This is a genomic window from Streptomyces sp. NPDC093795 (assembly GCF_044764665.1).
In the GTDB taxonomy this organism is placed as follows: Bacteria; Actinomycetota; Actinomycetes; order Streptomycetales; family Streptomycetaceae; genus Streptomyces.
On record NZ_JBIWIO010000009.1, the window covers coordinates 60,388 to 79,254 of the forward strand.

General features: G+C 73.8%; 18 protein-coding genes. 6 read left to right on the forward strand and 12 right to left on the reverse strand.

Annotated elements, in window-relative coordinates; all coding sequences use genetic code 11:
- Positions 1-239 precede the first annotated feature (239 nt).
- Complete coding sequence (locus ACIRB7_RS23625) at positions 240-1,394, reverse strand: transglycosylase family protein (RefSeq protein ID WP_403602004.1); 1,155 nt, start codon at positions 1,392-1,394, stop codon at positions 240-242.
- 93 nt (positions 1,395-1,487) lie between these two features.
- Positions 1,488-2,783 (reverse strand): cytochrome P450, encoded by a 1,296-nt coding sequence (locus ACIRB7_RS23630; RefSeq protein ID WP_403602007.1) that lies wholly within the window; start codon positions 2,781-2,783, stop codon positions 1,488-1,490.
- A gap of 97 nt (positions 2,784-2,880) precedes the next feature.
- On the opposite strand from ACIRB7_RS23630, the gene ACIRB7_RS23635 reads away from it, so the two are divergent.
- Positions 2,881-4,113 carry a globin domain-containing protein gene (locus ACIRB7_RS23635; protein WP_403602010.1) on the forward strand — a complete coding sequence of 411 codons (1,233 nt, stop codon included), beginning with the start codon at positions 2,881-2,883 and terminating at the stop codon, positions 4,111-4,113.
- Between the two features lie 16 nt (positions 4,114-4,129).
- Here the strand turns inward: ACIRB7_RS23635 and ACIRB7_RS23640 are convergent, their stop codons facing one another.
- Both ACIRB7_RS23640 and ACIRB7_RS23645 read right to left on the reverse strand, forming a co-directional pair.
- On the reverse strand, positions 4,130-5,095 hold the full coding sequence (locus ACIRB7_RS23640) for a nucleoside triphosphate pyrophosphohydrolase (RefSeq protein ID WP_403602013.1): 966 nt from the start codon (positions 5,093-5,095) through the stop codon (positions 4,130-4,132).
- A 16-nt stretch (positions 5,096-5,111) separates the two neighbouring features.
- The gene (locus ACIRB7_RS23645) at positions 5,112-5,756 is read right to left on the reverse strand and encodes a SurA N-terminal domain-containing protein (protein WP_403602016.1); all 645 of its coding nucleotides are present in this window, start codon (positions 5,754-5,756) and stop codon (positions 5,112-5,114) included.
- Positions 5,757-6,049: 293 nt separating this feature from the next.
- Between ACIRB7_RS23645 and ACIRB7_RS23650 the strand changes: the two genes are divergently transcribed.
- Complete coding sequence (locus tag ACIRB7_RS23650) at positions 6,050-8,476, forward strand: YfhO family protein (protein ID WP_403602019.1); 2,427 nt, start codon at positions 6,050-6,052, stop codon at positions 8,474-8,476.
- Here ACIRB7_RS23650 and ACIRB7_RS23655 read toward each other — a convergent pair.
- The 3 genes from ACIRB7_RS23655 to ACIRB7_RS23665 all read right to left on the reverse strand — a co-directional run bounded on the left by ACIRB7_RS23655 (position 8,375) and on the right by ACIRB7_RS23665 (position 10,774).
- A complete protein-coding gene (locus tag ACIRB7_RS23655) occupies positions 8,375-9,706 on the reverse strand; it encodes a collagen-binding domain-containing protein (protein WP_403602022.1) in 1,332 nt (443 codons plus the stop codon). The genes ACIRB7_RS23650 and ACIRB7_RS23655 overlap by 102 nt on opposite strands.
- A gap of 100 nt (positions 9,707-9,806) precedes the next feature.
- Positions 9,807-10,295 carry a MarR family transcriptional regulator gene (locus tag ACIRB7_RS23660; RefSeq protein ID WP_403602024.1) on the reverse strand — a complete coding sequence of 163 codons (489 nt, stop codon included), beginning with the start codon at positions 10,293-10,295 and terminating at the stop codon, positions 9,807-9,809.
- On the reverse strand, positions 10,292-10,774 hold the full coding sequence (locus ACIRB7_RS23665) for a MarR family winged helix-turn-helix transcriptional regulator (protein ID WP_403602027.1): 483 nt from the start codon (positions 10,772-10,774) through the stop codon (positions 10,292-10,294). Before ACIRB7_RS23665 ends, ACIRB7_RS23660 begins: the two co-directional genes overlap by 4 nt.
- Before the next feature lie 159 nt (positions 10,775-10,933).
- Between ACIRB7_RS23665 and ACIRB7_RS23670 the strand changes: the two genes are divergently transcribed.
- The 3 genes from ACIRB7_RS23670 (at position 10,934) to ACIRB7_RS23680 (ending at position 12,480) form a co-directional block, all read left to right on the forward strand.
- Entirely contained in the window at positions 10,934-11,389 is a 456-nt protein-coding gene (locus ACIRB7_RS23670; RefSeq protein WP_403602030.1) for a hypothetical protein, read from the forward strand.
- A gap of 84 nt (positions 11,390-11,473) precedes the next feature.
- Positions 11,474-12,097 carry an RNA polymerase sigma factor gene (locus ACIRB7_RS23675; RefSeq protein ID WP_403602033.1) on the forward strand — a complete coding sequence of 208 codons (624 nt, stop codon included), beginning with the start codon at positions 11,474-11,476 and terminating at the stop codon, positions 12,095-12,097.
- Entirely contained in the window at positions 12,094-12,480 is a 387-nt protein-coding gene (locus tag ACIRB7_RS23680) for a hypothetical protein (protein ID WP_403602036.1), read from the forward strand. Before ACIRB7_RS23675 ends, ACIRB7_RS23680 begins: the two co-directional genes overlap by 4 nt.
- 91 nt (positions 12,481-12,571) lie before the next feature.
- Here the strand turns inward: ACIRB7_RS23680 and ACIRB7_RS23685 are convergent, their stop codons facing one another.
- The 4 genes from ACIRB7_RS23685 to ACIRB7_RS23700 all read right to left on the reverse strand — a co-directional run bounded on the left by ACIRB7_RS23685 (position 12,572) and on the right by ACIRB7_RS23700 (position 17,308).
- The gene (locus ACIRB7_RS23685) at positions 12,572-12,973 is read right to left on the reverse strand and encodes a hypothetical protein (RefSeq protein WP_403602039.1); all 402 of its coding nucleotides are present in this window, start codon (positions 12,971-12,973) and stop codon (positions 12,572-12,574) included.
- Between the two features lie 121 nt (positions 12,974-13,094).
- Complete coding sequence (locus ACIRB7_RS23690; RefSeq protein ID WP_403602042.1) at positions 13,095-14,633, reverse strand: protein kinase; 1,539 nt, start codon at positions 14,631-14,633, stop codon at positions 13,095-13,097.
- On the reverse strand, positions 14,630-15,193 hold the full coding sequence (locus tag ACIRB7_RS23695; RefSeq protein WP_403602046.1) for a hypothetical protein: 564 nt from the start codon (positions 15,191-15,193) through the stop codon (positions 14,630-14,632). Before ACIRB7_RS23695 ends, ACIRB7_RS23690 begins: the two co-directional genes overlap by 4 nt.
- A gap of 48 nt (positions 15,194-15,241) precedes the next feature.
- On the reverse strand, positions 15,242-17,308 hold the full coding sequence (locus ACIRB7_RS23700) for an N-6 DNA methylase (RefSeq protein ID WP_403602048.1): 2,067 nt from the start codon (positions 17,306-17,308) through the stop codon (positions 15,242-15,244).
- Positions 17,309-17,492: 184 nt separating this feature from the next.
- Between ACIRB7_RS23700 and ACIRB7_RS23705 the strand changes: the two genes are divergently transcribed.
- Complete coding sequence (locus ACIRB7_RS23705) at positions 17,493-18,215, forward strand: hypothetical protein (RefSeq protein WP_403602050.1); 723 nt, start codon at positions 17,493-17,495, stop codon at positions 18,213-18,215.
- 79 nt (positions 18,216-18,294) lie between these two features.
- Here the strand turns inward: ACIRB7_RS23705 and ACIRB7_RS23710 are convergent, their stop codons facing one another.
- Positions 18,295-18,864, reverse strand: a complete 570-nt coding sequence (locus tag ACIRB7_RS23710; RefSeq protein WP_403602053.1) for a hypothetical protein — start codon at positions 18,862-18,864, stop codon at positions 18,295-18,297.
- Positions 18,865-18,867 lie beyond the last annotated feature (3 nt).

Here is an 18,867-nt window from a genome sequence, read left to right on the forward strand (position 1 = left end):
CGGCAGGATTCGGCGTTTCGGTCGACGGGGCCCGCGGTGGCGAGCGGTGACGACCGTAGACACAGACCCACCGGAAGTTCAAAGAGGCGTATTGCGGAAATATCGCCCCTACTTGGCTTCCGGAAGGTGGTGTTTGTGCAGGTGAGAGGTGACGGGGGCAAAGGTTACGGACGGGACACGCCAGTTGGGGTGAAGAGACTCATGTCTCACTTGCCCAGAACCGGACATTCCCGCCCGAATCACTTGGCCGTCGAAACCGGACCGTCCGTCAGATCGAGGCTCTGACCAGGGAGGATGAGATCCGGATCGATGCCCACCGTGCGCCGGTTGGCGTCGTAGAGGGCGGTCCAGCCTCCGGGGAGTTCGTTCGCCTGCGCGATGTCGGACAGGCTGTCGCCCGGCCGCACGGTGTACGCGCCCGAAGTGTCCTGACTGTCCGTTGCGCCCGAATCCTTCGCCGCGTCAACCGGCGTCGTGGCGAGAGGGCTTTCGGTCAGCTTGTTCTCGGATGAAGCATGTCTACCCGATTCAGGTGAAGTGTCCACCTTGCCGGTTTCCTCCGGTGCGGCATCGCCCCGGTGCTTGCCGGTGCCGGGCGTGGCCGACGACGCGTCACCTTCCGGAGTGCCGGGCGTTACGGACGAACCAGGCGTACCGGGCGTGACGGAGGCGTCAGGGGTGCCGGGCGTGACCGGGGTGACCGGGACGACCGGGTTGACCGGGACGACCGGCGCGGCCGGGTCGGTCGAGCCGCTCGGGGCGGTCGGGGTGGTCGAGCCGGTCGGTGCGGTGGGGCTCACCGGAGCGGTCGGCGAGACCGGGGCCGTCGGCGAGACGGGCCCGGTGGGCGGGGCCGGCGTGACGGGAGCGGTCGGCGTGACCGTGCCCGTCGCCCCCTTCGTGGTCTCCGGGGTCCCCGTGGAGGCCCCGGGCAGCCCCGCCGTACGGTTCGACTCGACGACCGGGCCCGTGGGGGTCTTCGGGACGGAGGTCGGGCCGGGGTCCACACCGGTGGCCGTGCCGTCGTTCGTCAGACCGGCGATCGGCGCGCAGGTGGCCCACTCGACGGAGCCCTTCGCGAGGGCCTTCTCGGCCACCGCGATCTGCTGGGCCCGGCTGGCCAGGTCGGCGCTGGGCGCGTACGCCAGGCCGCCGTTCCGCTCCCAGCTGTCCTGGGTGAACTGGAGCCCGCCGTACATGCCGTTGCCGAAGTTGGCGCTCCACTGACCGCCGGACTCGCACTCGGCGACGCGGTCCCAGGTGGCGGCGTCGGCCGCGGAGGCGGATCCGGCGGCGAGCAGCGGCAGCGCCATCGCGGATCCGGTCACACCGGCGGCGACGACGATGGCGGGGGCCTGACGGGGGCGACGGTGTCGTCCGTTCCCGGAACGCATAGGAGCGCCTTTCGCGTGACGGCTGAGAGTGCGGTGAACGTAGCGGTATTCGAACGCTCGTCACAAGTCGATGGCCGCACGATCACGCGAAGATCACATTTCTGACACGCCGTCACTGTGGCGGAGCGGTACGGACGGGGAGAACTCCACCGGAAGCGTGCGCAATCCCCGCATGATGAGCCCTCCGCGCCACCGCAGTTCGGCCGGGTCGGCGGCGAGTCGCAGGTCCGGAAGACGCGTCAGGAGGGTCGCGAGCGCCGTCTGTCCCTCCAGCCGGGCGAGCGGCGCGCCGAGGCAGTAGTGGATGCCGTGGCCGTACCCGAGGTGCTGGTTGTCGCGCCGGGTGAGGTCCAGCGTGTCCGGCGCAGTGAACCGCTCCGGGTCCCGGTTCGCCGCGGCGAGCACGACGAGCACCGGGTCGCCGGCCGGGATCGCCTGCCCGCCGATGGTCAGCGCCCTCGTCGCGTACCGCCAGGTCGCCATCTCCACCGGCCCGTCGTACCGCAACAGCTCCTCCACCGCGGTCTCCAGGAGCGCGGTCTCGCCCGCCGCGACCGAGGCCTGGAGCCGCTCCCGCCGCTCCGGGTCCCGCAGGAGCGCGTAGACGCCGTTGCCGATGAGGTTGATGGTCGTCTCGAAGCCGGCGAAGAGCAGCACGAAACACATGGCGGTGGCTTCGGCCTCGGTGAGGTGGTCGCCGTGGTCGCTCGCGCGGATGAGGCCGGAGATCAGGTCGTCGCCGAGGTCCTGGCGCTTGCGGTGGATCAGCTCCGCGAGATAGCCGCGGATCTTCTTCACCGACCGGGCGACCCCGCCGCGGGGCCCGCCGCCGTGCCGGATCATCATCCCGGCCCAGTCCCGGAAGTCGTCCTGGTCCTCGCGGGGCACGCCGAGCAGGTCGCAGATCGCGTAGATGGGCATCGGGAACGCGAACTCGTGGATGAGGTCCGCGCTCCCCTTCTCCGCGAAGGAGTCGATGAGCCGGTCCGTCAGCTCCTGCACGCGCGGGGCGAACTCGGCGACGCGGCGCGGGGTGAACGCCTTCGACACGAGCCGCCGCAGCCGGGTGTGGTCGGGCGGGTCGATGTTGAGCAGATGCGTCATGAGGCCCGCGCTGCGCTCGCCGGGGATCCCCGTCTTCCCCGGCTCCGCGTGGTGCACCGGGTTCTTGGAGAGCCGCTGGTCGGCGAGGGCCTGCCGGGCGTCCGCGTACCGCGTCACGAGCCAGGCGTCGACCCCGCTGGGCAGCGTCGTCCGGTGCACGGGCGCGTGCTCCCGCAGCCAGGCGTACGAGGGGTACGGATCGCTCGCGAACTCCCAGGTGAAGAGCTCGGGGGCGGGCGGCGCGGCAGACGGACGGGCGGGGGCGGGGCCGGGGGTGGTGCTCACCCCCCGACGGTACAGGGCGACCCCGGCGGTGAGGTGTGTGGAGATCATGTGATCAAGAAGGGGGGCCGTGCCCTAGATTCGTGCGGTGGATCCTCAGATGCTCAGAAGCACGTTCGCGGTCGTCGAGAGACGGGCCGAACACGCCGTCACCTTCTTCTACTCGCATCTTTTCTGGAACAACCCCGGCCTGCGCGAGCTGTTCCCCGCGGACATGCGGCCCCAGCGGGACCGGCTCTTCGCCGCGCTCACGCACGTGGTGTCCCACATCGACGAGCCGGGTCTCCCGGAGTACCTGGGCCGGCTCGGCCGCGACCACCGCAAGTTCCTCGCCTCTCCCCCGCTCTACGCCGCCGTCGGGACGAGCCTGCTCGCCGCGTTCGCGCACGCCGCCGGATCCGCCTGGACCCTGGAGGCCGAGAAGGCCTGGGCCGAGGCGTACGGCCGTGTCGCCGGTCTGATGCTGGCGGGCGCCGACGAGGCGGCCGGGGCCGGGGAGCCGGCCTGGTGGGACGCGGACGTCGTCCGGCACCAGCGGTACGGCGAGGACCTGGCCGTCCTCACGCTGCGGCCCCGGCAGCCCCTGCCGTACCTCCCCGGCCAGTACGTCAGCGTCAGCTCGCTGCGCGTCCCGCGTGTCTGGCGCACCTACTCCCTCGCGGACGCGCCCCGGCCGGACGGCACGGTGGAGCTGCATGTGAGCCGGATCCCGGGCGGCGCCATGAGCACGGCGCTCGTCGAGGAGACGGGTCCGGGCGAGACCCTGCGGCTCAGCGCGCCCGGCGGCGGCCTCACCGCGCGGACGGAGCCGGGCGGACTCCGTACCTATATATGCGCGGGTACGGGCTGGGCCCCGGTGCGGGCGCTGCTCGCGGAGGCGGCGGAGGCCGAGCCGGAGCTGACGGGCCGGCTGTTCGTCGTGGCGCGCGCGAAGGAGTACCTGTACGGACGGTGGGACGCCGAGCGGCTGAGGGGGCGGCTCCCCCATCTCAGCGTCACCTACATCACCTCGGCGCCCGGGCATCCCAAGGCCCAGGCGACCGAGCGGCTCCTCCAGTCGCTGCGGGCCTGCGTCCACTGGGCCGCGCACGACGTCTACCTCGCGGGGCCGCCCGGCTTCCTCACGGAGGTCGCCGAGGCGCTCGTGGAGCTCGGCACCGACCCGGCCCGCGTCCACCACGACACCGTGGCGCCCGTGGGCGGCTTCACCGTCCGCCCGAGCAGCGCGGCCGAACGCCTCCTGGGCCCACCCCCACCGCTCTGGCACGACCCGGAGTCCCGCGCGCCGCGGGCCTGGGGCGTGCCCGGCGGATCAGGGCCGGACACGCCCTAGAAGCCGGTGCGGTGCCTCAGGACGTGACGCCCTCCGCCGCGCGGATCGCGTCCCGGTACGCCCTGGCCGCCGCGCGCAGGGCCGCCTCCGGGTCCGCGCCGGACGCCTCCGCCCGGGCGGCGAGGGCGAGGAGTTCGTATCCGACGCCCTCTCCCTTCGGCAGCGGTACGTCGAGACCGGCCGTCCGCACGCGGCTCGCGAGCTTCGTCGCGAGCGCGAGGCCCGGCTGGCCCAGCGGCACGCCGTCGGTGACGGACTCCCGCTGCTTCTCGATCGCCTTGGTCCGCAGCCAGTGCGCCTTGACCTCCTCCGGCGTCTCGGCGGTCGCGTCGCCGAAGACGTGCGGGTGCCGGTGGATCAGCTTCTCGACGATCGTCCCGGCGACGTCGTCCACGGAGAACGGCTCCTCCGGGTCCTCCTCGGCGATCCGGGCATGGAAGACGACCTGGAGCAGGACGTCCCCGAGCTCTTCGCGGAGCTCCTCCCGGTCGCCGTCCTCGATCGCCTCGACGAGTTCGTACGCCTCCTCGATGCCGTACTTGGCGAGTCCCTTGTGCGTCTGCCGCGAGGACCAGGGGCACTCGCGCCGGATGCGGTCCATGATCTGCACGAGGTCGAGGAGCCGGGCGCCGGGCAGGTCGTACGAGCCGGGCAGCAGCTCCAGGTCGGGCATGGTGAAGCGGCCCGAGCCGGCGAGCCGGGCGAGGCCGTCGGTCAGCGCCCGGTCGCCCTCGCCGGAGGGAAGCAGCAGGACCGTGCGGTCCCCGGCGCAGGCCTCGACGAGTTCCTCGGCGGTGGGCCGCAGGAGTTCGACGGCGACCCCGGCCTCCCGCAGGTACGGCAGCTGCGGGTGGTGCTCGTCGGGGCAGAGCACCCGGTCCGCGCCGTGCAGCGCCTGCCAGGCGGGCCAGGACAGGAGTCCGGGCGCCACGCGGTGGCTGGCGGTGAGCAGGACGATGCGGCCGGGGCTCTCAGATGTCACCCCTCGAACCTACCGCTCAGGCGCCGGCCGGGGCGGCGTCGGGGTCCTGGCTGATCTGCCGCAGCCAGGGCGCGGTGGTGGAGGCGAGCCGGACCTGGGCGTCGTCCCAGGCGCCGTAGCGCGGGTTGACGTCGATGGCGAGGGCCTTGGAGGCGGCGGAGAAGACGTCCGTCAGCTTCTTCTGGCCCTCCGGGGTGTCCGTGACGCCGAGCTTCTCCGCGATCTTGTTCATGAGGACGTTGCGGCGGACGACCTCGTCGATCTGGCCGGGGGCCACGCCCTGCTCCTGGAGGAGGACGGTGGCGAGCTGTTCCTCACCGCCGCTCTCGCGGACGAAGGCGCTCCTGGTCTGCTGGAGTTCGGCGCGGGTGACACCGATGCCGTTGTCCGCGGCGACCTTGTCGACGACCCGGTCGAAGATCATGACGTTGAGCTTGCGGCGGGGCAGGTCCCCGGTGGCCTGGACGAGCTGGGCGGCCTGCGGGGAACGTTCCTGCGCGGTGCGTACGTCCTTCACCTGGGCCTGGAGGCTGGAGACGTCGATCCGTTCACCGCCGACGACGGCTGCCGCTCCTGGGTGGGCGTCACTGCCGCAGGCGGTGAGCAACGGGGCCGCGGCGAGGAGCGCGGCGGAGACGGTGAGCGCAGTGCGGCGGTGCAAAGGAGCCTCCCGGGCTGGTCGTGCGTCAGTGGAACGACCTTGCGGTGATCGATGGTAGGGAGTCGCCGGGGCCGGAGCCACTACTTCGGTGCGACTGTTTCCCCCAACGACTCACCCGCACGCCGGGTGTCGGCCCGCACCACGCCCGTCTCGGGCCTCTCCGGGCCCTCGCGTGTCACCTCTCAGGACGCTGACCCGGCCGGTCCGCGCGGATGACCTTCAGGCGACCATCGCGTGAACTGGGTGGCCGTGCCCGCTTTTTCCCTGACATGCGCTGGCATATTCGAACCGTCATGTCGAACACCAAGCGATCCTCGCTCCTCGCCGCCCTCCTCACGGTGGTCGCCGTCTGCGGCGGGGACGCCGTCGCCCGGGTCTTCCCCTTCGGGCCGCGCCACCGGGCCGTCAACGACCTCGCGAACCAGTTCGTGCCGTTCCACGCGCACCTGTGGGACCTGCTGCACGGCCGGGCGGACGGCGGACTGCTCCTCGACTGGCGGGCGGGCTGGGGCACGAGCTTCCTCCCCGACTACGGCACCTATCTGTCGAGCCCGTTCGCCCCGCTGGTCGCGCTGTTCCCGCGCGGGGACATCGAGTACGCGGTGTACGCGGTCACCGTCCTGAAGACGGCGGTCGCGGCGGCGGCCATGACGTTCCTGCTGCGCCGCCTCGGCCCCGGCTCCTGGTGGTGGGCGGCGGTCCTGGGGGCCTCGTACGCGCTGTGCGGCTGGTCGCTCGCGGAGGGCACGTACAACCCGATGTGGCTCGACGGCCTGATCGCCTTCCCTCTCCTCTGCCTGGTGGGCGAGTGGGTGCGGGAGGGCCGGCGGCCGCTCCTCGGTCCGCTGGTGGTCGCGGTGTGCTGGACGGCGAACTTCTACACGGCGTACATGGCGACCCTGGGCGCGGCGCTCGTCCTTCTCGTACGCCTGGCGACGACGGGCTCGTTCCGGTGGCGGACCGTGGGGCGTGCGGTCCTGACGACGGGCCTGGGGGTCGGTCTCGCGGCCCCCGTCCTCGTCCCCGTCCTCCTCGGCTCGCGCCACGCCCACCCGGGCCTGGTCCGGGAGTTCGACCCGGCGCCCGCGACGGACGTCCTGGCCCGGCTGCTCCCCGTGACGTACAGCTTCTCGACCCCGGCGGCCTTCGTCTGCACGGCGGTGCTCCTGCTCGTGGGGACGCTGCTGTTCCGCCGGGACCTGCCGGGCCGGGAGCGGTGGCTGTGGGCGGGGCTGGGCGGGGCGGTCGTGGCCTCGATGCAGTGGGGCCCGACGCATCTGCTGTGGCACGCGTTCGCGACGCCGAACGGCAGCCCGTACCGGCAGACCTTCGTCCTCTGCGGTGTCCTGGTCCTCGCCGCCTGGACGGGCCTCACCCACGGCCGCCCCGACCGCCGTTCCCTGTTCGGCGGGGCGGCGGTCGTCCTCGCCCTGACGGCGGGGGCGCTGCCCAGCCCCTTCGTCACCGGCTGGGCGCTGCTGTTCGCCGGCGTGGGTCTGGCGGCGGTGGCGGGGGCGCTGCTGCTGCCGGTGCGGGGGCGGAGGCGGGGGCTGTACGGGGTGCTCGCCGCGTTCCTGGTGATCGGCACGCTGCTCGGGCAGTCGGCGGCGACGACGGCGTACGCGGACCGGGAGCGTCTTGCCCGGCTCGACGACTACCCGCCGTGGGGGCCGGAGCACGCGCGCCGGGCGGCGGCCCTCGCGGCGGCCGACGGCTGGCCCGCGTACCGCACGGACGCGGGGCTGCCCCGGGTCGCGGGGAACGATCCGCTGCTGCTCGGCGGGCAGGGTGCCGCGTACTACAGCAGTCACACCCCGGCGGTCCTGACGGAGACGCTGACCGCGCTCGGCGGCGGCTGGACCTCGCGGGGCCGGAACCTGCTGAGCCTGGACAACCCGGTGACGGACGCGCTGTTCGGGGTGGGGGCGCGGTGGCGGGACGGCGTGGTCGTCCGTACGGAGTCGTACCTGCCGCTGGTGACGGTACGGCCGCCGGGCCCGGCCCCGGTCTACGGCCCGTCGCCCTTCCGCAACCAGGAACTCCTGCTCGGCGCGCGGGTGTACGGGGCTCCGCACGCGGGCGCGTGCCCGGTCGGCACCGAGGTCTTCCTCTGGGCCCCCGACGCGACGGGTCCGGCCCGCCTGGGCGACCGCGAGACCCACCTGCTCGGCGGGCAGCCGAAACGGCGGGCGGCCATGACGTCCCTGGGCGTCCAGCGCGTACCCGGCCTGAAGCCGGACCTTCCGGGGCCCGGCGGCGAACTCGGCTGCCTGGACCACGAACGGCTCCGGGCGGCGGTCACGGCCCTGCGCGCGCGTGCGGCGACCTCGGTCCGGGTCACCTCGGACGGGATACGGGCCGGCCTGCCGCCCGGCACCACGGGCACGGCGGTCGTGGCGGCCCCCCGGATCGCGGGCTGGACCTGCGAGGGCGCCCGATCCGTCTCGTACGGCGGGCTGCTCGCGGTCCCGGTCCCGGTCTCGGTCTCCGGTACGGCGTCGGTCGACTGCGCCTTCCGGCCGCCGGGCCTGCGGGCGGGCCTCGCGGCGGGGGCGATGGCGGCGGTGCTGCTCCTGGGGGTGGTGCTGGCCGGGAGGAGAGGTGCCGGGGCGGGCGGCTCAGTTCCTGAAGCGTCGGACGAGGAGCAGGCCGGCCACCGTGCTCAGCACGGCGAGGGCGGCCGCGGCGTACGTACGCGCGCGCGTGCCGCTCTCCGCTAGGCCGGGGGCGGGAGCGGGGGCCGTCGGGGGCGCGGCCGTCGGGGGCGGGGGCGTCGACGGGGCCGGGTCCGCGGGCTGCCGTGTCGGGCTCGGTGTCGGGTTCGGCCCGCTCCCGCAGGTCAGCTCGGCCGCGAACGGGGCGTGGTGGATCTCGCCGGCGTTCTCCGGCGCCCGTGAGGTGCGCTGGGCGCCGTTCCGGCCGACGGTCGCACGGGTGTCGAGTTCGTCGAGGGGACCCGCCGTCAGGGAGCGGACGAGGACGTCGCCCTCGATGGCGTCGGGGGCGCGGTCGGTGAGGTGGGCGCGGGGGGCGTAGATCGTTCCCACGACCGTGCCGCCGCCCGCGATCGTGAGGTCCGTGGCGTCGGCGAAGTTCCACAGGAGGTACGGCGCGTCGAGGCGGGTGGCGCCGGTGAGGCCGGGGACGTCCCAGGTGAGGGCCGACCCGGTCGCGGTCGTGTCGACGTCGATGACGAGCGGGCCGGACGCGGTCGGGCGGTTGAGGAGGGTGAGTTCGGAGAGCTGGTTGAGCTGCTCTCCGGTGAGGCGGAGGACGTTCGTGCGGCCGGCGTCGAGGGTGATGCGGCCGGGGGCGGCGAGCTCGACGGTGTTCACGCAGGTGGCGAGCGCGTCGGCGCGGTCGCGGTAGGCGCCGAAGAGGGTGGTGGGGTCCAACGGGCCGGGGCCGGGGGCGGGGTCTACGGAGGCTGCGGGCTGACGGGTGGTGAGTTCGACGCGGGGCGCGGAGTCGTACCCGGCGCCGGTCGCGGTGACCCGGGTGTCCGCGGTGGTCTTGTCGGCGCCCTTCGTGACGACGTCGCTGCCGGTGAGGTCGCCGATCTTCACGTAACCGTCGGAGTGGACCTTCAACACGCCGACCGAGCTGCTGTCGGCGTACGCGATCCGGCCGCCGACCAGGAGGGCGGTGGGGCGGGCGTCGCCGGGGGCGGTGAAGGTCCCGGCGGTCCGGCGCGCGAGGGTGGACCCGGGGCCGAAGGACAGGTCGCCGCCGACGGCGACGGGGCCCTCGGACGCCGTACTGCCGAGCAGGGCGTCCTGCTCGGTGACGACACCGAAGCCGTGGTTCCCGGCGACGGGGTTGCCCACGTCGACCGTGGCGGCGGCGTACGCGTGGGGGGCGGCCGCCCCTGCGGGGAGGGCGGCGAGCGCGCAGGCGGCACATGCGGCGGCGCAGGCGGTGAGCCGGAGGGGCCTGCTCGACTTCGTCATGCGAGGAACATGCGTCCGGCCGGCCGCCGCCGCCGGGGGGACACGCCTGTACGCCGGTCAGATGCCGTAACGAATCCACGCGCCCGGGAGCGCCCCCCGCTCAGACCGCCGTGATCCGGTTCAGCCGGGCGGCCGCCAGCTCGGCGTTCGCGCGGGCGGCGACCAGGGTCAGGACGCGGCCCGTGGCGGCGAGGTCCTCGGCCGGGATGCCGGAGTACAGCCGGGCGGCGATCTCGGCGGACTCGGCGCTGGTGGTCTCGTACAGCTCCTTTCCGGCGTCCGTGAGCCGCAGCCGGGACGTCTCCGCCGGGTCCGCTTCCAGCAGCTCCGAGGCCGTCAGCTCGTCGATCACGCGGAGGGCGACCGACTCGTCGGTCTTCAGCGAGTTGGTGACGTCGCCGGCGAGGGCGTCCTTGCCGACGGACCCGTCGGCGAGGACGACGGCCCGGAGCGTCACGCTCTGCTCGAACGTGACGCCGTGACGGGTCAGCGCGCCCTCCAGGAGGGCGCGGGCGGCGTAGTGCGCCAGGGCGATGACCCGGCCGTTGGTGGTGGGCGGGGTGGCGGTGGTGGCGGTGGTGGCGGTCATGACTGCTCCTCGTCGTTCTCGGTGGTCGGATCAAGAGGTGCGTCGAGCAAGGTCGCGAGGTCGCGGGTGAACTGCCGGGCGCGCGGGCCGTCCTGTCCCCCGAGCGGTTCGAGCAGCTGGTCGAGAAGGCCCTGGACCACCCGGATCGCGCGGCGGGTGACGTCGCGCCCTTCCTCGGTGAGCGACAGCTGCATGGCGCGCGGGTCGTCCGGGTCCCGGGTGCGGGCGACGAGCCCGGCGGCCTCCAGGGCGCGGGCGAGTTTGGAGACGTACAGCGCTTCGAGCCCCGTGTGGTCGGCGAGCCGGCGCTGGCTGGGCCGCAGCCCGGAGCGGGACATGCCGTACAACGACGCCATCAGCGCGTACTGGGCGTGGGTCAGGCCCAGCGGCCCCACCGCCCGGTCGACGGCCACCCGCCACTTCATCGACAGGCGCCAGACCAGGAACCCTGCCGTACCTCTCTCAGCTTCTGCGCTCACACGAAATACCGTACATGGCTACTGTAGCCATGGCCACTATCTGCCCCGAAACTTTCCCGGCCCCGGTCGCAACCTCGGGTGGTGACGCACGTCTGGTGGGTTGAAGGCGCCCTTCAGAGCATGTTCCGTCGTTTCCGTCCCACGTCTCGGGAGAACCCCATGTCCAGCCACGCCAAGCGGAACTTCCGCCCCCGCCCCCGGATCCTGGGCGCCGTCACCGGCGTCGCCCTGCTCCTCGGCGGCGGCTTCGCCGCGCAGGCCGTCGCCGACTCCGGCGCCAAGGCCACACCCGCCTCCGTGCCCGCGCCCGCCGCGCCGGAGGTCGCCGAGGCGGGCACGCCCACCGCGGCCCCCGCGCCCGCGGCGCCCGCGCCCGCCGTGAAGCCCACCACCGCACCGGCGCCCGCGGCGCCCGCCCCGGCCGTCAAGCCGACCGCCGCCTCGGCTCCGACCGCTGCCCCCGCTCCGGCCTCCGCGCCCAGCGCCGCTTCCACCCCGGCCGTCAAGCCGACCGCCGCACCGGCTCCGGCCTCCGCCCCCGCGCCCGCGCCCGCGCCCGCGCCCGCCGAGGGTGCGCCCCGGGTGATCGCGCCCGGTACCGGCGTCGGGAAGTAGTACCAGCATCACGGAGCGGGCGGCCGGGTCGGGAGATCGCGGCCGGGCCGGCCGCCCCTCCGCGACGGAGTGAGGACCTCGCAGTTGTCGTACGCCGTACCCGCCACCGCACCACCGCCCTGGTGGTCCCGGCTGCTCGCCCGCCTGTCCTCCCGGACCGGGAACGCGCCGGCCCGGGAGCGTCAGCCGCGTACCCTCGGCCCGTCCCTCGCCCACGAGCCACCGCCCACGCTCACCGAGCTGTACCGGGCGCGGCGGCTCGACATGGTGCGGCTCGCGCTCTTCCTCGTCGACGACCTCCCCACCGCCGAGGACGTCGTCCAGGACGCGTTCACCGCCGTGTGCCGGACGTACGGCACCTCCCTCCACGGGCTCCAGGACCCGGGCGCGTACCTGCACACCGCCGTGGTCAACGCGGCCCGCTCCGTGCTGCGCAGGCGCCGGACCGCGCGCGCGTACACCCCGCCCCACCCGGGCGCCGGGGCGCCCGTCGACGAGGGGCTGCTGCTCGCCGAGGAGCACCGGCACGTCCTCGACGCGCTCGCGCTGCTGACCCGGCGTCAGCGCGAGGTGCTCGTGCTGCGCTACTGGTCGGAGCTGACCGAGGCGCAGATCGCCCAGACCCTCGGGCTGTCGCGCGGCACGGTGAAGTCGACCGCGAGCCGCGCCCTCGACGCCCTGGAGAAGAAGCTGGAGGCGGGCCGATGAGACCGCTGACACCGCACGACGAGGACCACCGCTCCCCCACCGAGGACCGGCTGCGTGCCGCGTTCGCCGCCCGGGCCGCCCTCGTCACGTACCGCGACCTGCGGCACGACGAGGCCCCGCGCGGGCGCCGTTGGGGGACGCGCCGGGTGCGCGGGGTCGTCTTCGCGGGGCTCGGCGCCGCCGCCGCGGTGGCGGCCGCGTACCTGCTCGTCCTGACGCCCGCCGGGCCGGTCACCCCCGCCCCGGTGCCGCCCGCCCGCCCCCCGGGCGTCGGCGTGCCGACGACATCACCCCCGCCACGCCCGGCCGCCCCGTCCACCGCGTCCACACCGTCCGTCGCCGACTCCGGCGACCCCTCCCCCGGGCCGCTGGGACGGCCGTGACGGACCCGCCCCCGACGGCACACGAAGGCACGCGAAAGGGCCGGACCCCACGGGGGGTTCCGGCCCTTTCGGCGTGACGCGGCGCGCGCGACTACTTCGCGGGGACCTCTTCGAGGCAGAGCACGAACTTGTCCGAGTTCAGCTGCTGCGCGAGCGCGGAGAGCTCCCCGCCGCACTGGTTCACGTCGAAGGTGTCGTCGATCACCTTGACGACCTTGAACAGGTCGGGCTTCCCGGAGGAGCAGTCCGTGGTGTCGACCTTGGGGTCGTTGTCCGGGCCCGTCACGGTGACGCACTCGCCGGCCTGCGCGTGCACCGGGGCCTCGCCCGTGAGGTGCGGGAGACCGAGCTTCACGGCGATGGCGATGGCGATCGCGAGGACGACTCCACCGACCTTCTTGAGGAGCTTGCCGCCCTTCTTCGCGGGAGCGGCGGGCTGCTGCTCGGGGGCGGCGGGCTGCTCGGGGGCGGGGGGCGCGGGCGGCGTCGTCATGAGAGGTTCCTTGTGAGCGCGGACATGATCAGACGCGAACGTTACATGCGCCAAAACAGGCAAAAAGGATCACGTAGCTCCGCACCCCGATCAGTTGCCGAGTCGTGATCCTGCCGTCCCGTCAGGAGCGCGGCCCCAGCTGCCGTTGGTGCTCCAGCGCCCGTCTCAACTCCACCGGTAGCGGGTGATACGGGCCGTACGCGCGCTCCGCGTCGTACAGCAGCCGCTGGAGCTGGTCCTGCCCGGCCGCGTGCTCGCCCGTCGCCACGAGGAGCAGTCCGATCCGCTGCCGGATGTCGAAGGCACGGGCGAGATCCCGCTCGTAGTACGGCAGGACCGCACGGAACTCGGAGAGCGCGGAAGCCGTCTCCCCCAGTTGCTCCAGACACAGCGCCGCGTCGTACCGGAACTGCACGGCCTGCGGGTCCGCCGGGCCCGCCTCCGCCTCGCGGTCGGCCGCGAGGCGGCGCAACTCGGGCAGGGCGCTCCGGTACCGGCCGTCGTCCATCAGCGTCGACGCGTACTGCTTGCGCAGGATGCGGACGACCGGCGAACGCTCGCCGTGCTCGGCCGCGGCGGCGGGCAGGATCCCGCCGAGGACGTCCACGGCCTGGGTCAGCGAGCCCTCCCCGAGCAGCCGCTTGACCTCGTCGACGGCGGCGGCGACATAGGTCCTGGCGGCGGGTGGAGGCGTCGCGTGTGCCTCCGCCCCATCAGGCCCCGGCGCCGCGGCCTGCGCAGGTGCCGCCGGGCGGTCGGGCCAGGGCGCGTGCGGGCGGAGGAACGGCCGGGTCGGGTCCATCGGTCCGGCCGGGGCCCCGCGCGCGGGGAGCAGCGGCAGCAGGTGCTCGTACACCTCGTGCGCCCCGGACGGCCGCTCGCGCGGATCCTTGGCGAGCAGCCTGAGGACGAGCGCTTCGAGCGCCTCGGGGACCTCGGGCCGCAGCTGCCGGAGCGGTACGGGAGGCTCGTACAGGTGCCGGTGGAGGACACCGAGCGCGGTGGACCCGGCGAACGGCACGTCACCGCTGAGAAGTTCGTGGAGGAGGACCCCGAGGGCGTACAGGTCGGTGCACGGGCCGACGGCGCCGCCCATGGCCTGCTCGGGCGCCATGTACGACGGGCTGCCGATGGGGGAACCGGTGTGGGTGAGCCGGGTGGTGTCCGCGTCCAGGACCGAGGCGACGCCCAGGTCGAGGACGACGACCGAGCCGTCCGGGCGGACGATGACGTTCCGCGGTTTGAGGTCGCGGTGCACGATGGGCACGGCGTGGACGGCGGCGAGCACCGCGCACAGCTGCGCGGCGACGGAGACCGCCCAGGGCCACGGGTACGGGTCGTGCTCGGCGAGATGGTCCGCGAGGTCCGCGCCCTCCACGTACTGCATGACGAGATACAGGTCGTCGCCCTCGCTGCCCGCGTCGTGCACGGTGACCAGGCCCGGGTGGTCGACGTGCGCGGTCACCCGGCACTCCCGCACGAAGCGGCGCCGCAGCTCGTCGGCGGCGGTCGCGGGGCCCGTCATGGTGGCCGGCCGGAGCAGCTTCACCGCGACCCGGCGGTCCAGCCTCCCGTCGTACGCCGTCCACACCTGGCCCATGCCGCCCTGGCCGATGACGGTGGCGAGCTCGTAACGCCCGCCGATGACACGCCCGTTCACGCCCGGCCTTCGCCCTGTTCGCCGGTACGGAGGAGGTCGCTCAGCTCGTCGAGCTCGGCGCGGACCTGGTCGATCCGGGGGCCGGGGGCGGGGGTGCGGGTGGGCGGCTGGGGCGCAGGCACGTATCCGACCGGCTGATGCGTGTACGGCGGCTGCGCGGACGGCTGCATGGGCGGTTGCGCGGGCGGCGGCGGGACCATGATCACGACCGGGGCCGGCTGGTGGTGGCGGATGTCGACCACCAGGAAGTAGCAGGTCACGATCGCCATCTGGACGAGCAGCGCCACCATCCCGGCGGTGTTCATCCACGTGTCGGCGAACCGCTCCTCCAGCGGCACCACACAGGCGATGTTCAGGACCAGGTGGACCCAGAACAGCGCCCAGTCACGCCCCGACCGCCGCATGATCGCGACCCGGAGCATGGCCACCCACGCGAGGAGCCCCAGGGACAGGACGACCAGGACCGTGATGAGCACGCGGACGGTGATCGTGGCCGCCGACGGGCCGGAGGCCCGCGCCGACACCGGTGCGGTGGTGGGTGTGGGCACCTGACCGTACATACGACGCTCCCCCAGGCGGATGATCAGGCTAAGAGAGTACGACGGTCTTCACCCCGGCTCCACGCTTCCGTCGGCGAGACCGTCGTACAGGCCCTGCACCAGCTGCTCGCCGAGGCGGGCGGCGAGCCGCAGGGCCTCCTCGAACTCCGCGAGGGACTTGAAGTGGGCGCCGTGGCGGCGCTGGTCGGCGAGCGGCAGCCGGGGCAGCTGGAGACGGCGTACGTCGAGCCTGGTCGCGGTCGAGGCGAAGCTGCTGGCCTGCCGGTTGTTGGCGGTGCCGCGCAGGAAACCGGCGAGGAACCAGGGGTCGAGCGCGGCCGGATCGGGCCGCAGCAGCTGGAGGTTGCGGCCGAGGGCGGCGCCCGCGGTGGCCGCGTCCACGACCCGGGCCACTGAGCCGCCGCCCAGGACGGGGACGACGACATCGCCCTCGGCCACGAGAACGGGCTCCTCGGCGGGGCCGCCGCCGGGGAGGGCGCCGGAGGGGGAGCCGCCGGACAGGACGTCGTGCTCGGTGAGGACGGGGACGGGGGTGGGGGCGGTGCCGTCGTGGCCGCCGTCGGGTGCGGTGCCCGCGCCTCCGGTACGGAGCTGGAGGGCGCCGGTGCGGGCCAGTTCGCCGACGGTCGTGAGCGGGCGGGGCCCGGAGCGCGCGGGGACGGGGGTGGGGGCGAGGCCCCGGGTCCTGCGCAGTGTCTCGTCCAGGCGGTCGCGGACGGCCGCGAGTTCGGGGGCGGTGCCGCCGGCGGCGGGGGCGGTGAGGTAGCGGGCGGGCGCGAGGTCGACCTCGTCGTCGAGGAGTTCGATGACGGGGACCGCGCGGGCCACGGACTCCTCGCCGCCCCGTCCGGTCCAGGCGTCGAGGACCGTGCTCCGCAGGGTGGCCCAGGGCAGTCTGTCGCGGCCGGCGTCCGGGACGAGCCCGGCGGTGTCCACGAACAGGGTCTCCGCCGGCGGCCGCTGGTCCCCGCCCGGCCGGACCAGGACCCAGAGGTGGAGCGGGATGCCGTACGGGGGTGCGGCGCCGGCCGGGAGGGCGACCACGGCCCGGAGCGCGCCGCGGCGCAGGAGATCGGCGCGGATGCGGCGGCCCGAGCGGCGGGAGGCGACGGCCGGCGGCATGAGGAGGACGGCGGTCCCGCCGGGCCGGAGCCGGGCGAGGGCGTGCTGCACCCAGGCCAGCTCGGACTCCGTACGGGCGGGGAAGCCGTACTCCCAGCGCGGGTCGTAGGCGAGTTCGTCGTGGCCCCAGGTCCGTTCGTTGAACGGCGGGTGGCACAGGACGGCGTCGGCGGCCAGGTCCGGGAAGGCGTCGGCGCGGAGGGTGTCGGCGGTGGCGGCGCGGATGTCGGCGTCGCCGTGGAGGGCGAGCCGCAGGGCGGTGAGGGCGGCCAGGTCGGGGTCGGTGTCCTGGGCGAACAGGGCGGTGGGGTGCGGGACGGCGCACAGGAGACCGCCGGTGCCGGAGGCAGGGTCGACGACGGTGGCGAGGGGGCGGCCGTCGGGCGCCGCGGCGGCGGCGAGTTCCGCCATGAGTTCGGCGAGCGGGGGCGGGGTGAGCGTGTACTGCCGGGGGTTGGCGTCCAGGTGGCGGCCGAGCAGGAACTCGAAGCCCTGGCGCGCGCCCCCCAGCTCGTCGGCGAGCTCGACGGCGGCGCGGAGCAGGGGGACGGCGGGGACCGTCTCGGACGGGGTGGGGGTGCGGACGGCCCTCGGCAGGCCGAAGCGGACGGTGAGGACCTCTTCGAGGGCGGTGGGGAGGACCTCCGCGAGCCGGGCGTCGGGGAGCGCGCCGAGTGCGGTCCAGGCGCGGGGGCGCTCGCGGCGGAGCAGCAGGACGCAGCCGGTGTGGACGAGGGCGGCGACGGTGCCGGCGGGGTGGCCGGCGAGCTGCTGCCAGACCCGCTCGCGGAGTGGGACCTCCGCGAGCTTCCCCTGGTCGCGGAGCCACTGTTCGACCTCGTCGAGGGCGAAGGAGGGGCTGGTCTCCGTTCCTCCGACGGGCTTGGGGAAGTCGGCGTGGCGTCGGCGCCAGTTGCTGACGGCGGCTCTGCCGACGCCCGCGAGCCGGGCGATACCGGCGGCGGTGACCTCTGTCGTGCTCTCTGCGGGCACCTGTCCGACTCCCCTCGTACGCGTGTGAACACACCGAGCATACTGCCCGGCCCCGCTCACGGCGTGAGCGAACTGAAATTCCGTGAACGATGTTGACTCGGTTCACAGTCTCTGCTGTGATTACGTCATCGGAACACGGGATCCTCACAAGGAGTCCTCACAGCGCCCGGAAGGTGCCACAGCCATGTCTCAGCAGCAGAAGCGCAACTGGTTCGCCCGCCACAAGGTCCTCACCGCCGCCGGCGCGGTCGTCGCCGTCATCGTCATCGGCGCGGCGGTGGGTGGGGGCGGCGACAGCGAGTCGCCCACGGCCGGCGCGAAGCAGGAGCAGCCCGCGAAGCAGGGCGGCGACAAGAAGGCCCCGGACTCCAAGGCCCCCGACGCCCCGAAGGCCCCCGAGAAGAAGGTCGTCACGATCGACGGCGACGGGGACTTCGAGGTGGGCGCGGACGTGAAGCCCGGCCTCTACCGCTCCACGGGCAACGAGGACGCGGGCTGCTACTGGGAGCGCGCCAAGAGCGCCTCGGGGGACACGGACGCGATCCTCGCCAACGACAACGTGACGGGCACCGGCTACGTCGAGATCAAGGCCTCGGACAAACTCTTCAAGTCCTCGGGCTGCGGCACGTGGGAGGCCGTCGACCCGAAGGCGACCGGCACCCCCAAGACCGCGCTCAAGGGCGACGGCGGCATGTTCAAGGTGGGCGTCGACATCGCCCCCGGTACGTACAAGTCCACGGGCAACAAGGACGCCGAGTGCTACTGGGAGCGCTCGAAGGACGCGAGCCACGGCACGGACTCGATCCTCGCCAACGACAACGTCACGGGCACGGCCATCGTGAAGGTCACCGCGAAGGACGGCTACTTCAAGTCCTCGGGCTGCGGCGACTGGGCGAAGACGTCCTGACGCCTCCCGGGCACGGGCCCCCGGCGCCGGACAAAGAAGCGGGGCCGCCACCCCGTGAGGAGTGACGGCCCCGAAAGCGTCAGCTCAAGGCCGACCTCAAAGCCGAGACGTACCGGCTTCCGATGTCTCTCGAACTTTCCATGAATTCACGGAAATTCGAGTCCTCACGTCCGGTGAGCCCGACCTGACCCGCTCGAAGTTCTTGCTCGAGTTCGGCGAAGTACTTCGGTCGGCCCAGATCGATTCCGCTCTTGTCGAGCTGCCAGTCGACGTGTCCGGCGAATCGGTCCACCCATTCGGCCAGCGGAACCGGCGCGTCATCGGGCAGATCACCGGTCGCCATACGGCAGTACAGCTCGACGAGTTCCGCAGCCTTGAAGGGGTAGTAGGCGTTCCCCATCGGCTCGTCCTCGAACAGGTCGAGGAGTTCCTCGAGGGAGTCCGTGAGTTCCTCGACGTCGTCGAGGCTCACGGCCACAGCCGGGTCGGCCATACCGGCAAGCCCTTCGGTGATCTCCGGGAGGCCGGGATGATCGAGCACGACGTCATCCCACTCCTCGGAGAGCCCCGCCTCGATGATCGGTGCGAACTTGGCGACAACGCACCGCACCAGCTGCACCCTGGCTGCTTGACTATGCGGCAGAGTCATGAG

Bases quoted from the DNA above. Each gene is read 5' to 3' on its own strand.
- ACIRB7_RS23625 (WP_403602004.1), bottom strand. From the start codon at position 1,394: ATGCGTTCCGGGAACGGACGACACCGTCGCCCCCGTCAGGCCCCCGCC.
- ACIRB7_RS23635 (WP_403602010.1), top strand. From the start codon at position 2,881: ATGCTCAGAAGCACGTTCGCGGTCGTCGAGAGACGGGCCGAACACGCC.
- ACIRB7_RS23650 (WP_403602019.1), top strand. From the start codon at position 6,050: ATGTCGAACACCAAGCGATCCTCGCTCCTCGCCGCCCTCCTCACGGTG.
- ACIRB7_RS23655 (WP_403602022.1), bottom strand. From the start codon at position 9,706: ATGACGAAGTCGAGCAGGCCCCTCCGGCTCACCGCCTGCGCCGCCGCA.
- ACIRB7_RS23660 (WP_403602024.1), bottom strand. From the start codon at position 10,295: ATGACCGCCACCACCGCCACCACCGCCACCCCGCCCACCACCAACGGC.
- ACIRB7_RS23670 (WP_403602030.1), top strand. From the start codon at position 10,934: ATGTCCAGCCACGCCAAGCGGAACTTCCGCCCCCGCCCCCGGATCCTG.
- ACIRB7_RS23680 (WP_403602036.1), top strand. From the start codon at position 12,094: ATGAGACCGCTGACACCGCACGACGAGGACCACCGCTCCCCCACCGAG.
- ACIRB7_RS23685 (WP_403602039.1), bottom strand. From the start codon at position 12,973: ATGACGACGCCGCCCGCGCCCCCCGCCCCCGAGCAGCCCGCCGCCCCC.
- ACIRB7_RS23695 (WP_403602046.1), bottom strand. From the start codon at position 15,193: ATGTACGGTCAGGTGCCCACACCCACCACCGCACCGGTGTCGGCGCGG.
- ACIRB7_RS23705 (WP_403602050.1), top strand. From the start codon at position 17,493: ATGTCTCAGCAGCAGAAGCGCAACTGGTTCGCCCGCCACAAGGTCCTC.
- ACIRB7_RS23710 (WP_403602053.1), bottom strand. From the start codon at position 18,864: ATGACTCTGCCGCATAGTCAAGCAGCCAGGGTGCAGCTGGTGCGGTGC.